Origin of the sequence: Methylobacterium sp. CCH5-D2 (assembly GCF_001556475.1) — a bacterium.
GTDB classification, from domain to species: Bacteria; Pseudomonadota; Alphaproteobacteria; order Rhizobiales; family Beijerinckiaceae; genus Methylobacterium; species Methylobacterium hispanicum.
The window spans coordinates 1-16,579 of record NZ_LSIX01000755.1 but is presented as its reverse complement, the minus strand read 5'-3'; the positions used below and the strand labels follow the sequence as shown (position 1 = coordinate 16,579).

The 16,579-nt window shown below is 70.4% G+C and carries 22 protein-coding genes and 1 tRNA gene; 7 read left to right on the top strand and 16 right to left on the bottom strand.

Going from position 1 to position 16,579, the window contains the following annotated elements; all coding sequences use genetic code 11:
- Positions 1 to 102 precede the first annotated feature (102 nt).
- Both AX737_RS20180 and AX737_RS20175 read left to right on the top strand, forming a co-directional pair.
- On the top strand, positions 103 to 303 hold the full coding sequence (locus AX737_RS20180) for a hypothetical protein (RefSeq protein WP_066924399.1): 201 nt from the start codon (positions 103 to 105) through the stop codon (positions 301 to 303).
- On the top strand, positions 300 to 1,004 hold the full coding sequence (locus AX737_RS20175; protein WP_066924398.1) for a hypothetical protein: 705 nt from the start codon (positions 300 to 302) through the stop codon (positions 1,002 to 1,004). The genes AX737_RS20180 and AX737_RS20175 overlap by 4 nt, the downstream gene beginning before the upstream one ends.
- Before the next feature lie 289 nt (positions 1,005 to 1,293).
- On the opposite strand, the gene AX737_RS32320 is transcribed toward AX737_RS20175, so the two are convergent.
- From AX737_RS32320 to AX737_RS20160, 6 genes are all read right to left on the bottom strand, one after another.
- Positions 1,294 to 2,148: a DUF4145 domain-containing protein gene (locus AX737_RS32320; protein ID WP_197430649.1), complete on the bottom strand. Its 855-nt coding sequence runs from the start codon at positions 2,146 to 2,148 to the stop codon at positions 1,294 to 1,296.
- On the bottom strand, positions 2,127 to 2,561 hold the full coding sequence (locus tag AX737_RS33475) for a DUF5615 family PIN-like protein (RefSeq protein ID WP_156453849.1): 435 nt from the start codon (positions 2,559 to 2,561) through the stop codon (positions 2,127 to 2,129). Before AX737_RS33475 ends, AX737_RS32320 begins: the two co-directional genes overlap by 22 nt.
- Entirely contained in the window at positions 2,527 to 3,171 is a 645-nt protein-coding gene (locus tag AX737_RS32315; protein WP_082773164.1) for a DUF433 domain-containing protein, read from the bottom strand. The genes AX737_RS33475 and AX737_RS32315 overlap by 35 nt, the downstream gene beginning before the upstream one ends.
- Positions 3,172 to 3,281: 110 nt before the next feature.
- Positions 3,282 to 3,590 carry a hypothetical protein gene (locus tag AX737_RS20170; protein ID WP_066924397.1) on the bottom strand — a complete coding sequence of 103 codons (309 nt, stop codon included), beginning with the start codon at positions 3,588 to 3,590 and terminating at the stop codon, positions 3,282 to 3,284.
- 51 nt (positions 3,591 to 3,641) lie between these two features.
- Positions 3,642 to 4,949 (bottom strand): tyrosine-type recombinase/integrase, encoded by a 1,308-nt coding sequence (locus tag AX737_RS20165; RefSeq protein ID WP_066924396.1) that lies wholly within the window; start codon positions 4,947 to 4,949, stop codon positions 3,642 to 3,644.
- A 110-nt stretch (positions 4,950 to 5,059) separates the two neighbouring features.
- A tRNA-Ser gene (locus tag AX737_RS20160) sits at positions 5,060 to 5,149 on the bottom strand.
- A gap of 295 nt (positions 5,150 to 5,444) precedes the next feature.
- On the opposite strand from AX737_RS20160, the gene AX737_RS20155 reads away from it, so the two are divergent.
- Positions 5,445 to 5,573 (top strand): TFIIS helical bundle-like domain containing protein, encoded by a 129-nt coding sequence (locus AX737_RS20155; protein WP_066924395.1) that lies wholly within the window; start codon positions 5,445 to 5,447, stop codon positions 5,571 to 5,573.
- Positions 5,574 to 5,657: 84 nt separating this feature from the next.
- Here AX737_RS20155 and AX737_RS20150 read toward each other — a convergent pair whose 3' ends face one another.
- On the bottom strand, positions 5,658 to 6,260 hold the full coding sequence (locus AX737_RS20150) for an exopolysaccharide biosynthesis protein (RefSeq protein ID WP_066924394.1): 603 nt from the start codon (positions 6,258 to 6,260) through the stop codon (positions 5,658 to 5,660).
- A gap of 317 nt (positions 6,261 to 6,577) precedes the next feature.
- Here AX737_RS20150 and bcsS point away from each other — a divergent pair, with 317 nt between their 5' ends.
- Positions 6,578 to 7,327, top strand: coding sequence for a cellulose biosynthesis protein BcsS (bcsS, locus tag AX737_RS20145; protein WP_238229938.1), 750 nt, complete (start codon positions 6,578 to 6,580; stop codon positions 7,325 to 7,327).
- 59 nt (positions 7,328 to 7,386) lie between these two features.
- Here bcsS and AX737_RS20140 read toward each other — a convergent pair whose 3' ends face one another.
- Positions 7,387 to 8,133 carry an SDR family oxidoreductase gene (locus AX737_RS20140; RefSeq protein WP_066924390.1) on the bottom strand — a complete coding sequence of 249 codons (747 nt, stop codon included), beginning with the start codon at positions 8,131 to 8,133 and terminating at the stop codon, positions 7,387 to 7,389.
- Between the two features lie 130 nt (positions 8,134 to 8,263).
- Between AX737_RS20140 and AX737_RS20135 the strand changes: the two genes are divergently transcribed.
- The 3 genes from AX737_RS20135 to AX737_RS20125 all read left to right on the top strand — a co-directional run bounded on the left by AX737_RS20135 (position 8,264) and on the right by AX737_RS20125 (position 9,734).
- Positions 8,264 to 9,130 carry a formyltransferase family protein gene (locus AX737_RS20135; protein WP_066924389.1) on the top strand — a complete coding sequence of 289 codons (867 nt, stop codon included), beginning with the start codon at positions 8,264 to 8,266 and terminating at the stop codon, positions 9,128 to 9,130.
- A 7-nt stretch (positions 9,131 to 9,137) separates the two neighbouring features.
- Positions 9,138 to 9,338 carry a DUF2256 domain-containing protein gene (locus AX737_RS20130; protein ID WP_197430648.1) on the top strand — a complete coding sequence of 67 codons (201 nt, stop codon included), beginning with the start codon at positions 9,138 to 9,140 and terminating at the stop codon, positions 9,336 to 9,338.
- 174 nt (positions 9,339 to 9,512) lie between these two features.
- Positions 9,513 to 9,734, top strand: coding sequence for a hypothetical protein (locus AX737_RS20125; protein WP_066924388.1), 222 nt, complete (start codon positions 9,513 to 9,515; stop codon positions 9,732 to 9,734).
- A 23-nt stretch (positions 9,735 to 9,757) separates the two neighbouring features.
- Here the strand turns inward: AX737_RS20125 and AX737_RS20120 are convergent, their stop codons facing one another.
- The 8 genes from AX737_RS20120 to AX737_RS20085 form a co-directional block, all read right to left on the bottom strand.
- Positions 9,758 to 10,369, bottom strand: a complete 612-nt coding sequence (locus AX737_RS20120; protein WP_066924387.1) for a nucleotidyltransferase family protein — start codon at positions 10,367 to 10,369, stop codon at positions 9,758 to 9,760.
- Positions 10,362 to 11,396: a molybdopterin-binding protein gene (locus tag AX737_RS20115; RefSeq protein ID WP_066924386.1), complete on the bottom strand. Its 1,035-nt coding sequence runs from the start codon at positions 11,394 to 11,396 to the stop codon at positions 10,362 to 10,364. The genes AX737_RS20120 and AX737_RS20115 overlap by 8 nt, the downstream gene beginning before the upstream one ends.
- Positions 11,393 to 12,088, bottom strand: a complete 696-nt coding sequence (locus tag AX737_RS20110) for an XdhC family protein (RefSeq protein WP_066924381.1) — start codon at positions 12,086 to 12,088, stop codon at positions 11,393 to 11,395. The genes AX737_RS20115 and AX737_RS20110 overlap by 4 nt, the downstream gene beginning before the upstream one ends.
- The gene (locus AX737_RS20105) at positions 12,088 to 12,411 is read right to left on the bottom strand and encodes an XdhC family protein (RefSeq protein WP_066924379.1); all 324 of its coding nucleotides are present in this window, start codon (positions 12,409 to 12,411) and stop codon (positions 12,088 to 12,090) included. The genes AX737_RS20110 and AX737_RS20105 overlap by 1 nt, the downstream gene beginning before the upstream one ends.
- 138 nt (positions 12,412 to 12,549) lie before the next feature.
- Positions 12,550 to 14,100, bottom strand: a complete 1,551-nt coding sequence (locus AX737_RS20100) for a sensor domain-containing diguanylate cyclase (RefSeq protein ID WP_066924378.1) — start codon at positions 14,098 to 14,100, stop codon at positions 12,550 to 12,552.
- Positions 14,101 to 14,243: 143 nt separating this feature from the next.
- Positions 14,244 to 15,089, bottom strand: a complete 846-nt coding sequence (rlmJ, locus tag AX737_RS20095) for a 23S rRNA (adenine(2030)-N(6))-methyltransferase RlmJ (RefSeq protein ID WP_066924376.1) — start codon at positions 15,087 to 15,089, stop codon at positions 14,244 to 14,246.
- Positions 15,090 to 15,121: 32 nt separating this feature from the next.
- Entirely contained in the window at positions 15,122 to 15,823 is a 702-nt protein-coding gene (locus AX737_RS20090) for a ribonuclease T2 (RefSeq protein WP_082773163.1), read from the bottom strand.
- Between the two features lie 40 nt (positions 15,824 to 15,863).
- Complete coding sequence (locus AX737_RS20085) at positions 15,864 to 16,349, bottom strand: hypothetical protein (RefSeq protein ID WP_066924374.1); 486 nt, start codon at positions 16,347 to 16,349, stop codon at positions 15,864 to 15,866.
- Between the last annotated feature and the right edge of the window lie 230 nt (positions 16,350 to 16,579).

Genomic DNA, 16,579 nt, shown 5'->3' with positions numbered 1-16,579 from the left:
TGTATAAGAGACAGGCAAGGAGCCGGCCGCCCTGCTGTTTTTCCTTGCCGCTCGTCTGTTCGAGCGGCTTCAGGCCACGGCACGGTCGACGGGAGGCGCGTCATGAGCGACCGCGCTACCCAACTCGCCCGCTGCCTGATGGAGGAAGGCATCCGCTTTCCGGTGGGGCAGGACGGCAAGATCGCGCCGGGCTCGATCCGGACTTTCCTCGCCGACCGCTTCCCCGGCATCAGCCAAGCCGAGGTCACCCGCGGCGTCCTGATCGCGATCGAACTCGCCAAGCTGGATCGGGGGCTGCGATGACTACCCCCGATCCTATCCACGCCGCCATCGCCTCGGCGCGGGCCGCCAGCGCCGCTCACATCGCCGCCTGCAAGGGCCTGGATGAGGACGACGAGGCAGCGGTAGCGCGTTGCAACGAGGCCTGCGACGCCGACGCCGAAGCCAGCAAGGCGCTGGCGAAGGTGTTGCCCACCACGCCGGCCGGGCTGATCGCGCTGGTGGCCTTTTACGCCGAGGATGGGGAGGGCACCGACACGGCCTCGCTCTACCTCGACCGGATCTTGGTCGTGCTGAAGCACCCTGATTCCGAACGGCTGTTTGCGGGCCTCAGCCCGCAGATTGCATCGGCGGAACAGGCACTTGGCCGAGTGATTCCGCAGGCCGGTTTCGAGGCTTTCGGGACGATGCCCGGCCTATCCGACATCGAGGCGGCATGGCACGGCCTGCCGGCCGAGACCCGCAACCGCATCGGCGTGACGGCCGTCGACATGGTGTTCCAAGAGTTCATCCACGGCGACGCGTGCGTGGTCAACGGTCAGCCCGAGGACCGGCCGTTCCCGGGCGAGACAGAGGAGCACATCGCGATCCGCTGCGCCGCCATGGACGCGACCAACCAGCGCCTGAACGAGCTCACACCGCTGATCGAGGGCGCACTCCCGGACCTGTTCGGCTCGGACGGTGAGAACCCGGCTTGGTGCCCGAACCCGGGACCGAGGCCTTGAAGCGCCGTGGCGTACCTGAGCCTGTCACCCCCGCCCGCATCGAGCGCGCCCTGCGGCTCTGCGCATACCTTGTCGCGCGAGATGGCGACGGGCTTGATCTCGTCCCGATCATGGACCGTCTGGAATCGGAGCTCGCCCGCGCCCGATCCGAGGAAGATCCGGTCTGCCGCGCGCGGCGGCTGCTAAGCGCCTACACCGCCGTGGGCTACTCTCAATATGTTAGCGAATATTCCAATAGCAAGGCGCGACATATTGCACAGTAGAGGAGGCAATGCCAATTCGAGCTAAGTTAATCTTTTTTCTCAGTTTTTACGGGCTTCCTGGGTGGAACTTTGGATTTCATTTCGGTGGCTTTTGCATCAAGGCGCGCCTTTCTAGATGGGGCAACGAACGTGTCATGCACAAAATGCTCCAGTATCTCAGTCATCAAAACAAGATCGGACGCCGCTGGCTTCCAACCGCGATGCGCTGAAGCACTTCCTGCATCGACCAGTGTGGCAAGGCGAGATTTGTCTGCGATGCCAATATGTCCTTTCTCAACTATCTCATCTAGTTTTTTCTGGAAAGACTGCTCGGTATTGATGCCCAACAGTTCGGAGGCGACGTCAAAGGCTGTTCTAATTCTGATCCCTGCCAAAATATTCAAGTCGTTGTCCAGAGCTCCGTAGAGTTCGATTAGAGCTTGATCTAATTTGCCAACATTTGGGGCGTCTATGCCAAATTCCGACATCCACTCCGGCCTTTTCCTCTTCGCAAGTGCTGGCCAATACTTTACCGTCTCATCAAGCTCCATGCCCCAGCCGCCAGCGCCATCGGAAGTATGATGGTAGTTCTCGGTGTCGCACATAATTCTTTGGACAAATATGTAATCACACCCGCGACATTGAAGTATGCGCCAGTCGTCCCACCACTGCATGTGCTCGTCGCTATCAGAAACCTGGTAATGGCCGCGAACCTCACACCACCTTAATCCCCCGCACTTTGCACATTCTGCCTTTCGAGGTTTTATTGTTGTTTCATCGCCCACATTTATCTCCAGCAATATAAAATTCACTTGAGAGCAGTTGGAATTTCTATCTAGAAAATCCAACAAATCTACATAAATTTGCCGTAAACTGGTTTCTATCGAAAAGTCCTTATCCAATGTGGGCCGATCTCGATATAGAGCCGCCGCGATGGCTTCTCGCAGCAGTAGCTCCATTCGAGCAGTATGAGATCCAGCGCTTGTTCTATGCGTGATGCTGCCATTGGTTCGGGGCAGCCCAATTTAATGAGATGAAGCTTCTGAAATTTTTGGTCAGCCATGCCGTAGCGGCCCGCAATCCGCTTCATATCTTTGTCAATGGCTATCAATATGGCATGATTGAGAAGCGCAGTCTTTGCAACGAGGGCGTCGTCTGCACCTTGAAATAGTACATCGCCGTGTAGGATGGCTTCGTAATTCAGGCGCCTGAGCAACGCTGCAACTGAAACGGGAACGCTCTCATCTAAGAGAACGCGAAAGGGATCAGAGACGTCAGCTTCAGGCTGCGGCAGCGTGAGCGATTGCCGCTTCAACGTCTCGCTCCGTTAGCGAAGGATATTCCTTAAGTATTTGATCGACCGAATACCCGGCTTCGGCAAAAGCCTTGATGCTCGCAACCTGAATGCCAGTGCCTGCAATCACAGGTTTGCTTCTTGCAAGACCTTTGACTGTCTGGATCTGGCCAACACTCTCGTCCTTACGGGCACGCATCGTTTTGACCGAGCGTGCCATGTCTGCGCGTACGATCTCCAGGGGGATGCTCAGCACCCCTTGTCCTGTCAGGACTTCTTCGCGTTCACCTGTCTCTGGGTTGTGAAAAACGACACGCTTCTTGAGTACATACAACGTCGTTTTAGCCCAAACGTCGTCACCCATGTCGGCGAGCCGCTGCTTAACGTCGCGCAGATGCTGCAGGGATACGCCGCTGCCGTTGCGAAGCCTATCAAGAACTTGGAGGCACACAAGGTCTCTGAACGAGTAGAGACGGCTTTCATCCCCCTCGCCGAGCTCGACTTTCAAGCTCGGGACGAAAAAGGACGTGCGTCTCCAATACCTGAGCTGCGTCAGGCTGATGCCCGTCACTCGCTGCGCTTCCTCTTCGGTGAACGCAGCGATGACGATTCTGCCGGAGCCCGTCGTCATGCCCGATAAATACCGCGGAACTCGACCACTGCAATGGGCCAGATGCCACACAGGCATCACGTTGAAACCCTAGGTGGGCGACGCCTCGGCCCTCGTGAAGCGTTTGGCTATCACTTCGGATCCACGAACGCCGAAAGCTGCGCGATCATCTCTCTAAGTTGGTCCGGCCACATCGCGCCGCTCGCCGGTATCGTCGGCGCGCCTCGCTGGTCGTACCACATGAGCCAAAAGGCCTCCGTACCCTCTTTCTTGTCTGTGATGTGTTCCAGCCAGAGGCTGTATCCCGAATGCACCAGCGGCACCGGGAAGACGCTTCCACGCGCTTGCCCTGGCCCATGCGGGTGGCCCTTATTCAGGTTGGTCATAAAGCGCGCGTTCTCGCATGTGTACGGCGCGCCGCCGATCCACCACTTGGACATCTGATTCGCTCCTCCCGGAGCCAGACTTTTACCGCACTGCGCGGAACCTGCTTACACCTCCGTCGGCGCGCGGAACGCGATCCGCTCCAGCCACTCCCGCTTTTGGGCGAGGCTCGGCCCGACGCCGTAGCGCGGGCGGTGGTACTTGTGGCCCATCATGGCCGCCGCGACCTTGTCTGGCGCCTCGACCGCCGTCAGCCGGTCCTCGAAGGTATGCCGCAGCGAGTAGAGTGTGGTCCCCTCGGTCGGTAGCAAGCCGTTCTCGTCCAGGAATTTGTTGATCGTGGCGGAGACGCTGGCGGCCTTGTCCCGGTAGCGCGGGAAGCCGTCGGGCTGAGCCTGCATCGCAGCGAGCGCCACGCCGACGAGCGGCATGTCCCGTTCGGACTGGTCCGTCTTCATGCGGCGGCCGATCGGGCGGACCATGACGTGCGGTACGGGATCGTCCAGGCGGATCGTCTCGGCCGTCAGGTTGCAGGCCTCGGACAGCCGCAGGCCGGTCTCGGCGATCAGGTAGAGCAGGCGGCGGGCGTCCGGGTTGAGCCCGTCGAGCGCGCCGGCCTTGAGCAAGTGGTCCTGAACGAAGGCCGGGGCGAAAGCCACGCGCTGGCCGGTGCGGCCGCCCTCGATCCGCATCTGCGCGAAGACGGGCCCGAGGCCGAGCCGGTGGGTGTGCTCGACCTTGCCGAGCATTTTGTTGAGGTGGCCGATGTCCTTGTTGGCCGTCTCGATCTCGACGCCCTCGACCATCACGCGATCGATCCACCAGCGCTGGAAGTCGAGCGCGTCCGAGCGGGTGAGCTTGGACAGCGGCTTGTTGCCGATCACGGTCACGAGGTTGGCGATGGCCCGCTTCTTCGGGTTGCGCCACTTCCGGACCTGGTCCTCGGACATGCCCTTGAGCGAGGGCTTCATCAGCGCCTCGAACTCGTCGAAGAGGCCGTCGATGTCGAGGGCAGGGGGCTCGACGCGGCCGAGCACCGCGTCCTCGGCCGGGCGGTCGTCGGGTTTGCCCGCGGCCAGCGCCTCGAAGCGCGCCAGGATCTCGGCGATCGGGCGCTGCGCGACCTCGGCCGCGGTGATGTACTCGAAGCCGAGCCGCCGTGCGTCTTTCCGGGCGCGGTCGTAGCGGGCCTTGGCGTCCGTGCTCTCGCCGACGAGGCTGGCGCGCCAGAAGGCCTCCAGCTCGGCGTTGATGCGATCGGCCGCCCGGCCGGCGCGGGTGCCGCGCGGATCGTCGGCGATGCGGATGCGGGTGGACTGCCGGACGATGCCCCGGGTGTCGTGCTCGGCGAAGGCGAGGGGAACGCGGCGCTGGTAGTGCCAGAAGCCGGCGCGGCGCGTCAGGAACTCGGACATCCGGGCCCGTGTAGGACGTTACGTAGGACGCTACCGTGCCCCATGAGGGCACGATCGGTCAAGAAACGCCCTCAGCGCGTTGAGATATATAGATTTTCAGATGTAGGACGTGGCGGAGGGAGCGGGATTCGAACCCGCGATACCGTTGCCGGTATACACACTTTCCAGGCGTGCGCCTTCAACCACTCGGCCACCCCTCCAGACCTCGCCAGGGCTCCGAGGCGACGCGGGGAGGCGTCGTGTTGGGGCAGGCCGGACGAGGTGGCGGTGCTGTAGCGTCCAGGCCCGCTCCTGGCAAGGCGTTTGCTGCCGCGCGCGGTGTGGAACGGGCCGGCGCGCGGCGCCTGCTCGTCCGCGGACGGGCAGGGCCGGGCCCGAGGTCCGTCCGGGGGGCGCCGGGGAACGGCCCGACAGGCTCGACCGTTGGATTAGGAGAGCCGTGCCGCCGCCGCCGGAAGGTCGCCGGTGCGCGTGAACGCCAGAGGATCGAGTCCCATGAGCCTGATCGGACGCATCGTCACCAAACTCCTCGGCAACGAGGATCGAGCCGTCGCACGCGATACGCGCAATGCCGATTCGAGCACGCCGATCGGGCGCCTCGTGACGAAGATCCTGCGCCGCTAGCGCGAGCCAAAGGGTGGTTTGCCACGAGGGAGCGGCCCCTGGATCGCACGGGAGCCGCTTCCGCCGCCGCGATCCGCGGCAGCTCTACGGGCTGAACAGGCTCATCAGGCCCGCCACGATCGCGTAGACGAAGCCGGCGTTCAGCGCGACGCCGGCCGTGCCCACCACGAGGCCCGCGATCACCACGACGCCGTCCCGCTCCACCAGCCCGAGCCCGACGAGGCAGACGGCGAGGCCGAGCGGGATCTGGCCGATGATCGGCGCAGCCACGATCAGCGCCATCGCGAGCGTCAGGAGCGCGAGACCCATGCCGCGCATGCCGAGGGCGCTCTCGAACACGCTCATGCGCGGGCGCGACCAGCGCTCCAGGCGCTGCAGGATCGGCACTGCGCGCCGCACCGCGCGCTCGACGTCCTGGCGCGCGATGGAGCGGCCGAGCAGGCGGCGCGGCAGCCAGGGCGCCGACATCCCGGCCGCGATCTGGACGGCGACGAGCAGCAGCAGCAGGCCGCAGACCAACGGGATCGGCGGCGGCATCGGCAGGCAGTTCGGCAGTCCGAGCAGCACCACCAGCAGCGCGAAGGCCCGGTCGCGCAGGACCGCGACGATGTCGCCGACGGTCAGCCTGTCACCGTCCTGGCTGGCCAGGACGGTGAGGACTTCGGACGTTCGTGCACCGGAATACAAGGCTCGGCCGTTGTTTGCTGTCCCGGCGCGGCTCTACCGGACTTCGCCTGCGCCGCCAAGCGCGGGGCCCCCGGGCGGGGTGGGAGGCAGCCGCGGCGGCGAAGGCCATGCAGGCGCGCTTCACGCGTGTCCCGAAGTTAACCTCAAGTTTGATATGGTCGCAATGTTTACTTGAGGTTTGAAGTCTTCATGCGCCGGATTTTGCGTGAGAACCCTTCGTTCGAGCGTTAACGTCTGGTGGTTCTCAATCCCCGCATGTAGGATTGTTGGCACATCTCAGGTTCGCGCGCCGCGCGACGGTCTGAGGAGTGCGCGCGGTGAGCGTTCGGCCGGCCACGTTCCCTCGGTGGATCCGCAGCCTCGGGGCCTGGGTCGCTGAGCTGGGCGCGCTGATGGGGCCCGTGCCGGCCGCGACGGCCGGCGAATGGGACACGGTTCTGTTCGGCACCCTGGACGCGGGCGCCGCGACCTTTCTGAGTGCCGGGGCGAAGGTCGCGCCGGGCGGCGCTGCGGAGGATGGGTTCGTCCTGCTGGCGAGCGTCGGCGCGGGTCACAGGCGCGAGCGCGGCATGTGCGCCTGCGCACGCCTGCCGGTGATGGCGAGCCTCTCGCGCACGACCGCGCTCGGTGCCGTGGTCGCCGGGTACCAGTGGTTCCACGAGTGGGGCGTGGTCGCGCTCTTCGCCGGGCCGGAGGGTTCGGTCGAGATGCTGAGCGGATCCGCCGGCAGCCTGCCGCTACCGGCGCGCTGGGGCCTGCGCCTGCACGGCGAGGTCTGGGCACGGCCGACGCCCGAGACCCTGCTGCAGGCCACCGCGATCCTCGGATCGTCGCGCGAGGATGCCTGGGGACGCCTCGCCTGGGGCTACCGCCTCTGGGGCGCCTATCTGGGGCCGGAGGCGAGCCTCTACGCGGACCGGACCGCGTACCGGAAGTGGAACCTCGGCCTGCACGCCACGGATTTCGCGCTCGGCGGCTTCAGCCTCCGGGCCTCCGCGGGCGTGCAGTTCGAGACGGCACGCCGGCCTGGCCCCTACCTGGCGCTCGCCGTCTGGACGCCGCTGTAGGGGTGCCGGGAAAAGCGCTTGGGAAAGGCGCACCGTGGAGCGGCCGTCGGTGGGCGGTCTCAGCCCTTGGTGCGCAGCGTCGAGCGGCCGCCGTCGGCCCCGATGACCTGTCCGGTGATCCAGGCGGCCTCGTCGGAGACCAGGAAGGCGGCGAGGCGCCCGACATCGTCCGGCTCGCCGAGCCGCTGCAGGGCGTGCATGCCGGCGATGCCCTGCGCCAGGGTCGCGTTGGCCGTGATGGCGGCGGCCAGCGGCGTGCGGGTCAGGGACGGCGCCACGACGTTGACGCGGACCTGCGGAGCGAGTTCGGCCGCGAGCGAGAGGGCGAGGCCCTCCACCGCGCCCTTGGCCATCGCCACGCTGGCATGGGCGGTGAAGCCCTGCCGCGCCGCGACCGTCGAGAACAGCACGACGCCGGCCCCCGCCTCGCCCGCGCCGGCCCGGAGGGCGTCGGCCGCCGCCTGCACCGCCGAGAAGGCGCCCAGCGCGTTGAGCCGGAAGTCGGCCTCCGCGTCGGCCCGCGTCAGCCGCGCGAGCGGGCGCAGGTTGATCGTGCCGACCGCGTAGACGAGGCCGGCCAGGCCCGCGCCCGCCGCCTCCGTCGCCCGCGCGAAGAAGTCCGGGTCGGCGACATCGCCCGCGCTCGTCGTGGTCTCGCCGAGTTCCGCGGCCGCGGCCTCGAGCCGGCCGGCGTCGCGGGCGGCGAGGTGGAGGGCGTAGCCGCGCCCGCGCAGCGCCCTCGCCGTGGCATCACCGATCCCGCCGGTTCCGCCGTAGATCAGAACCCGTCCCCGCGCCCCGCTCATCGATCGCCCCTTGCCTCCGCGCCGAACCGGCTCAAGGTATGGCGGGCCGCGACGGCTGGGAGGCCGCGCGGTCGAGCCGGACCCGTTCACGGCGTCGCAGGCCCTCCGGGGAGACCAGGACGTTGAGACCATGAAGTTCGCCTTCGCGGGCATCGATTTCCTCGGCGGCGTGTTCGAGGCCCTGGTGGGTGCCGGCTGGACCCCAATCAAGCTGTTCAGCCGCCCCTGCGACGGGATCTACGATCACAACGAGGTCGTGCTGGCGCGCGCGCGCGAGGCCCGCGTGCCGATCCAGCTCTCGCGCCTGCGGGTGCAGGACCTCGAGGCGCTGCGGGCGGCGCACGGGCGGGACTGGGCGCTGGTGGTGGCGGGCTATCCCTGGCTGATCACGGGCTGGCGCCCCTTCGCGGCCTACGGCCTCAACCTCCATCCCTCGCCCCTGCCGACGGGCCGCGGTCCCTACCCGCTGTTCCGGGCGGTGGAGCAGGGCTACGAGACCTGGGGCGTCACCGCGCACGTGCTCGCCGAGGAGGGCTTCGACACCGGCGACATCCTGGCCCAGGAGCTGTTCGGCCTGGGGCCGCAGGAGAGCCACGAGAGCCTGCTGGCCAAGTGCCAGATGGCGGCCCGGCGCCTCGCCGCCGGCCCGCTCGCCCGGGAGTTGCCGCAGCGCTGGCGCCGGCCCGAGCCCCAGGGCGACGGCTCGTACTGGCCGCGGGCGAGCGATGCCGACCGGACGCTCGATTTCCGGGCCGGAGTCGATGCGGTGCTCAGGCGCGTCAGGGCCTTCGGGGCGATCGAGACGATCGCGCGGGTCGAGGACGCCCGCATCTTCGTGTCTGAGGCCGGCGGCTGGCACGCGGCGCACGACTACGCGCCCGGCACCGTGGTGCACCGATACCGCCGACACCTCGTGATCGCGGCCCGCGACGGCTTCGTCCAGCTCACGCGCTGGTCGCCCGTCGGCCTCGCCGAGGCAGCGCGGATCGGGCGCTGAGGCCGCGATGCCGCGGATGCGCCGCAAGGGCGACCTGCCGGAAAAGGTCTGCGCGCAGTGCGGACGGCCCTTCGCGTGGCGCAAGAAATGGGAGCGCGTGTGGGACGCGGTGCGCTACTGCTCCGACCGATGCCGAGCGGAGGCGCGCCGCGCGCGGGGCTCCGAGCCGGGCCAGGCCGATCCTGAGACGGATCCCGGTGCTCAGTGATCCGGGCGGACGACTCCGCCCCGCGGATCCTGAGGCCGGAGCGGGCTTGGAAGCCGCGTCGATACGCGTCGATACGCATCGGTCCTAATCCGGAAGCTCTGTTCCGCGCGTTCTATCTCTGGTTGTATACTTGCCGCCGCCATGGGCTTGATCGGCACCGTGGTGCGAGGCCGGATGATGACGGACGAGCTGTGGCGACGGGCGAGGGCGGCCTTCCGGGAGAGCCGCCGCCTGGTGCGCGAGGCGGAGCACCTGCGCCGCAGCGGCGAGGACCTGCGCCACGACCTCGCCGGCACGCTGGAGGACATGCGCGACTTCAACGTCCGGGCGAGCGCCTGGCTTCGGGTGGGGGCGGTGCGGCCGCACGCGCCGCGGCCCGCCCGGCGGCGCGTCTGAGCCGCGGCGCCGGCCGCCCCGGGTCACAGGGCCGCCAGCGCCTCCGGCGTGTCGATGTCGAGGCCGCTGCCGGCCTCGCCCGCGATCTCCACGACGTCCGGCCGCCCCGCCAGGAGGGGGCCGGCTCCGCGGTCGCCCGCGAGCCCGTCGAGTTCCGGCGCCAGGCGGCGGTGGTTCAGCAGGACCGGATTGCCGCGCCGTCCCTGCCAGACCGGCACGATCGCGGCGGCGCGCCCGTCGAAGGCCTCGGCGAGGCGGCGCAGGAGGGCGGGCGCCACGCGGGGCATGTCGCCGAGCATCACCACGGCACCCGGGCACGCCTCCGGCAGGGCCGCGAGCCCGGCCCGGAGCGAGGTGGAGAGCCCGTCCGCGTAGGCCGGGTTCTCGACGAAGCGGATGTCGAGCCCGCTCAGCGCCGCCCGCACGGCGGGCGCGTGCGCGCCGAGCACCGCGACCACCGGGCCGAGGCCCCAGGCGCAGGCGGCCTCGCAGGCGGCCTCGGCCGCGTGCCGCACGAGGGGGCGGCCGCCGAGCGCGGCCAGGAGCTTCGGCTCGGGGCCGAAGCGGGTGCCGCGCCCGGCCGCCAGCAGCACGATGCCGATTCCGGGGGGGAATGCGGGGCCGGGCTCAGGCATCCGCCTCGTCCGGCTCGCCCCCGTCCCGCGGCTGGGGCCGGGAGACGATCTCCATGAGCAGTCCCCCGACGCCGAGCGCGACGATGTCGGCCCGGGTGACGGCGAGGCCCGCGAGCAGGCGGTGCAGCACCCAGTCGAACCCGTTCTCCTTCGGCGAGCGGGCGCAGCCCGGCGCGCCGATCACCGGCATGGCGCCGAGGCTCCCGACCAGGAGGAGGTTGCCGGGATCGACCGGCATGCCGAGATGCTCGACCCGGCCGCCCGCGCGCTCGATCCCGGCCGGGATCACGTCCTGCCGGTCGGCGATCGCGGAGGCGCCGAAGACCACCGCGAGTTCGGCGCCCGCGCGGGAGAGGCCGCCGAGCGCGTCGGCGAGCGATGCGGGATCGTGCGGAACCCGCTCGTCTGCGACGATCCGGGCCCCGGTCGGCGCGAGGCGCTCCGCCAGCACGCGCAGCGTGCGGTCGATCGTACCTTCCTTCAGCCCGGGCAGGCGCGTCGAGACGACGCCGACCCGACCGAGCCGGTAGGGGGCGACCCGCAGCGCCCGCGCCGGCACGGCGGCGCAGGCGCGCTCCAGGACGTCGCCCGCGACCGCGTACGGGATGACCTTGACGGTCGCCACCATCTCGCCCGCGACGACGGGCCGGAAGGGCTGCAGCGTCGCGGCGGTCACCGCCTCGTCCACGGCGTTGACGGCGTCGATCGCGGCGCGCTCGACGAGGAGCACGCCGGCCCGCTCGGCGAAGAGGTTGCAGCGGCCGGTGAAGGGCTCGGCGACGCGCAGCGACCCGTCGCCCGGCCGATCGGCCAAGCGCTCGGCGAGCCGCCGGGCCGCGGCGTCCTCGCCGACGTCGCCGGGGTCAAGGCGCACGGCCACGAGGTCGTCGAGGCCCGCCGCCGCCATCTGCCGGGCCATCTCGGGCGTGACGACGTGCCCCTTGCGCAGGGTCGCGCCCCCCGCCCGCACGGTGTGGGCGGTGACGAGCCCCGCTGCCTCCGAGACGGGGACGCGCCCGAACCTCATGGGGCGGTCTCCGGGCGGCGCAGGGCCTGGACGACCTGCGCCAGCACCGCGACCGCGATCTCCGGCGGGCTCACGGCGCCGATATCGAGCCCGATCGGGGCGCGGATGCGGGCGGTCTCGGCCTCGCCGAGGCCGGCCTCACCGAGGCGCGCGAGCCGGGCCGCGTGGGTCTTCCGGGAGCCCAGCGCGCCCACGTAGAAGCAGCCGGCCCGGAGCGCCGCCGCCAGCGCCGGGTCATCGATCTTCGGGTCGTGGGTGAGCGCGGCCAGGGCGCAGTAGCGGTCGAGGGCCGGTACGGCGCCGCCGAGCGCGGCGTCGGGCCATGCCGGTACGAGTTCCACGCCGGGGAAGCGCTCCGGACTGGCGAAGGCGGTGCGCGGATCGATCACGGTGACGGCGAGGCCGAGGGCGGCGGCCATCGGGGCGAGCGCCTGGCTGATATGGACCGCGCCCACCACGACGAGGCGCACCGGCGGGACCTGCACGGTGAGGAAGAGCTGCCGGCCGTCCCGCTCGACGAGGCCGCTGCGGCCGGCGGCGAGGGCCCGGCGCAGCTCCGGCGCCAGCCGATCCCCATCGATCGCCCCGGCCGTGACGAGGCGCTGCGCCCCGTCCGCGATGTCGGTCACGAGGATCGCGGCCCTGCGCGCCGCGCGCTCGGCATTGAGGGCGTCCAGCGTCTCGGCGCGCATCAGTCCACCCGCTCGACGAGGACGCGGATGCGGCCGCCGCAGGAGAGGCCGACCTGCCAGGCGGTCTCGTCGGCCACGCCGAATTCGAGCACGCGCGGGCGCCCGTCCGTGATCACGTCGAGCGCGTCGGTGATCACCGCGCCCTCGACGCAACCGCCCGAGACGGAGCCCAGGAAGTTGCCGTCCTCATCGATGACGAGGTGGCTTCCCACGGGGCGCGGGGCCGAGCCCCAGGTCTCGATCACGGTCGCGAGCGCCACGCCGCGGCCGTCGCGCCGCCACGAGGCGGCGGCGGTCAGGATATCGGTATCGGAGGAGAGCATCGCCTTGCCTTCAAGACCGGCGCTTGCCCGCTCGGGGCCCGGCCTTCCCCCACGAGGTATGTCGGGCCGGTTCCGGCGCAAGATCGCCCCGCGCGACGGTGCCCGCGCCCGAGGCCGCGCACCGGGGCGTGCTGCCCGCTACGCGCCGACCACCCGCAGGGCCGCCCGCCCGCGCGCGGCCGGGGAAGCGGCCTCGGGCTCCGGCACCGTCGCGCGGCAGGTCCGGTTCCGCCCGGCCTCCTTCGCGGCGTAGAGGGCGCCGTCCGCGAGGCGGAAGAGGTCGTCGGCGGCCGTCTCCGCCGCGGCGCAGGCCAGGCCGATGCTGACGCCGACCGTACCCGCCGCGATCCCGGCCTCCGCGATGGCCAGCTCGGCCACCCGGGCGTGGATCCGCTCGGCGATGCGGGCCGCGCCCGCCATCTCGGTGTCGGGCAGGAGCAGGGCGAACTCCTCGCCGCCGACGCGCGCCACGAGATCGTCCGGCCGGTGGACGCTCGCCGACAGGCCCTGCGCAAGGCCCTTCAGCACCGCGTCGCCGACAGCGTGGCCGTAGCGGTCGTTGTAGCGCTTGAAGTGGTCGGCATCGACGATCAGGAGGCAGAGCGGCTGGCCCGTGCGGCGCGCCCGCTCGCAGGCCGCGCCGAGCGCCGCGTCGAAGCCGCGGCGGTTGGTGAGGCCCGTGAGGACGTCGGTGCGGGAGAGCCGGGCGAGTTCGGCCTCGATGGCGGTGCGGCGGCGCAGTTCCCGCCCGAACAGCAGGGACAGGCCCGCCGTCAGGCCGCCGAGGGCCAGCAGGATGCCGCCGAGGACCAGGGCCTTCCGGCGCCACTCGGCATCGATCTCCCGGGTCGCGACGGCGACGTTGAGGACGAGCGGCAGATCCGGGAACTGGACGAAGGTGTAGTGCCGCTCGACGCCGTCGCTCAAGGTGGTGCCGACGAAGGTGCCCCTGTCCCGGTGCAGGAAGCGCTGGAAGTTCGGGGCGGCGAGGAAGTTCGGCGGCGGGGCGGAGACCGGATCGGGGGTCGGGTAGCGCAGGAGGCGCGTGCCGTCGCGGTGGTACAGGTTGATCGTGCCCTGCCGTCCCAGGTCGATCCGGTCGAACAGGCGGTCGAAATAGGAGAGCGACAGGCTGGCCAGGGCCACGCCGCCGAAGGAGCCGTCCGGCTTGCTGATCCGGCGGCTGAGCACGATGACGGGCGCGCCCGTCAGGCGCGAGACGACCGGGTGGCTGATGTGGAGGCCGAGGTCGGCGCGCGCCTTGTGCGCCTTGAAGTAGTCGCGGTCGGCGTTGTTCACCCGGCGCGGCGTCGTGGAGGCCGCGTCGAGGATGCTGTCGCCCGCCTCGTCGAGGACGAGGGTTATCCCGACGTCCTGGGCGGAGGTCACCCGGTCGAACAGGACGAGCTGGCGCAGCTCGGGGCTGGCCTCCGCCACGCCCGGCGCCTTCAGGTTGTCGACGATGGCCTGCAGCGAGAGGTCGATGATCTCGACGTTGCGCGCGACGTCGCGCTCGATCACCTGGAGAAGGTTGCGCGAGGTCTGCTCGGCCTTCTCCCAGGCGTCCCGCCGCAAGTCGAGCAGCATGAGGCCGGAAACGATGAGCATACCGACCGGCGCCAGCATGCCGAGGACGGTCCACGACCTGGGCGAGCGGAGCGGCCCTGCGAGCCGGCGCGAGGCGGTCATCGATGGCGGCTCCCCGTGACCGGTTCCATTCCGGGCGGAACATCCTCCAGAAACACTGACCAATGCTTTAAAGAAGCCCGGACAATCGCGATTTAACAGTCTTCCGGGGCGATGCGCGGTGCGCGGTGCGGGTTCCGGCGGCCTCAGGCCGGCGGCCCGAGCGGGTCGCAGCGGAACGCGCCGTAGTCGCCCCGGGCGAGGCGCTCGGCGAGCGCGGGCAGGAACAGGGCGGCCTCCTCGGCCAGCCGCCAGGGCGGGTTGACCACGATCAGCCCGGTGCCGGTGAGGCGGGTGGGATCGGGCGGATCGACCACGAGGTCGAGGCGCAGAGCCGGCCGCCGCAGGTCGCGGTCGAGGGCCGCCACCATCCGCTCCACCGCCGCCGCGTCCTTGATCGGATACCACGCCAGGAAGACCCCGGTCGGCCACTTGGCGACCGCCTTCGCCAGATGCGCGCCGAGCCGCTCGACCTCGCCCGGCACCTCGAAGGGCGGGTCGATGAGCACGAGGCCGCGCCGCTCCGGCGGCGGGATCATCGCGTTGAGGGCGGTCCAGCCGTCGAGGTGCAGCACCTTGGTGCGGGCGTCGCGGGCGTAGCGCGCCCGCAGGGTCTCGTGATCGACCGGGTGGAGCTCGACGAAGACGCCCTTGTCGCCCGCGCGCAGCGCCTCGCGGATCAGGGCGGGCGAGCCCGGATAGGCCGCCGCCCCGTGGCGCGCCCGCACGGCCGCGACGGCCTCGCGGTAGGGCGCGAGCAGCGCCTCGACCGGGTCGGCGAAGGGCGCGTCGAGCCGGCCCCAACCGTCGCGCCACTCGCCCGTGCGGGCGGCCTCGTCCGCGTCGAGGTCGTAGAGTCCGAGCCCCGCGAAGGCGTCGATCGCCCGGAAGGCGGCCGGTTTCAGGCAGAGATGGGCCAGCACCCGCACGAGGACGAGATGCTTGAGGACGTCGCAGAAGTTTCCCGCGTGGAAGGCGTGCCGATAGTTCATCCGGGCGCCTTACCCGCGGCGCGGGCGCAGAGCTAGCGCGCCGCCCCGACCGTGACCTCGCGGGCGCGGCAGTTCTGGCGGGCGAGGTCGGGGCAGGGGGTGAAGCCGCGCAGGTCCTTCGTGAGGCAGATGCGCACCTCCTGCAGCGCGTCGCGCGCGCAGGCCACCTGCATCATGTCGGGCCGCAGGCCGCGGTTGGCCGCCACGAACAGGCGGGCGATCTCGATCGGGGCGAGGCGCCGGTCCGGACCCGCGCCCTGGAAGGCCTCCGGGATCGTCACGGCGGCGCGGGCCTCGCGGGTCGCGCGGAAGTAGGCGGCCGGGTCGAGGCCCGAGCAGGTGCCGTGCTTGCGCCACTCGTAGCGGGCCAGCCCCTCGCTCGGATAGACCTCGCCGGCGATCTCCATGGCCTGACGGGTGGGCGCGCGCTCCACCGCCGAGCAGTTCTGCGGGTAGCCGCGCTCGTATTGCGGCCAGAGCCCGTGCACGACGAAGCCGAGGTCGCGCCCGGGCGCGCACTGGCGCTGGTCCGGCCGGGCGGCGGTCTCGCAGTAGGTCGGCGACCAGGACAGGGCGAGGACGTAGAAGTCGAAGGCGCCGGGACGGTCGCCGCCCCGGAAGCCGCCCTGATCCTGCGCGCCCGCGCCCGTCGCGGACAGCAGCGCCGCGGCGAGCGCCGCCGCAATCCCGCGCCTCACCCGCAGCCCTCTGCCGCCCGCCTGGCCGTCCCGCATGACCCGTCCCCCCGGAGGTCGAAGCGCCGTGACCGCCCCCTCAGGGCCGCGCCATCCGGCAGGCGGTGGCGTAGGCGTAGCTGAGGTCGCGGTCGAGCCCGTGGACGCAGAACTCCACGCCCCACTGGTCGCCCAGCAGGCCCAGGCTCTCGCGCACCGAGTAATCGATCTTGCGGCGCATGCCGTCCGAGGTCGTGGCCGTCGCCGAGCAGAAGCGGCGGGGATAGAAGTCGAGGCCCCAGGGGCGCCACGCGGTGCGCTCGATCCGGTCGATCGCCACGATCGTGAGGGAGGAGTTCCAGAACTTGGCCTCCTTCTCGGCGAAGCGGCTCGAGACCTTCTCCAGCACGCTCGGATCCTGGCAGCCCGGGATGTCGGCGTTGAACGGGAAGGTGCGCTCCTCGGCGGGCTCGATCTCCTCGCGGGCCGAGCGGGCGAGCGCCGGCTGGGCGGCCGCGAGCAGCACGAGGCCGGCCCCGAGGGCGGCGCGCATCCGCGCGGGCCGCGCGGGCGTGAAGGCTGTCATGAGCGAGTTCCTGAGCGACACGGGCCGCCTCGTCCGCTGGGTGTCCTGCATCCGGCGACGATGGCCGCGGGGGCGCCCAAGTCAAGCTTTCCCCGCGCGATCCCGCCCGTCCCACCCCTCGTTTCGCACAGCCTGCGTCCGGTGGGTGACACCCGCCGGTTGCAGGCAGGGGGCCTAGTAGAGCGGTCCGGGCGACAGGCCAGGCGGGCTGAGCGAGAGCGGCGCGTCGT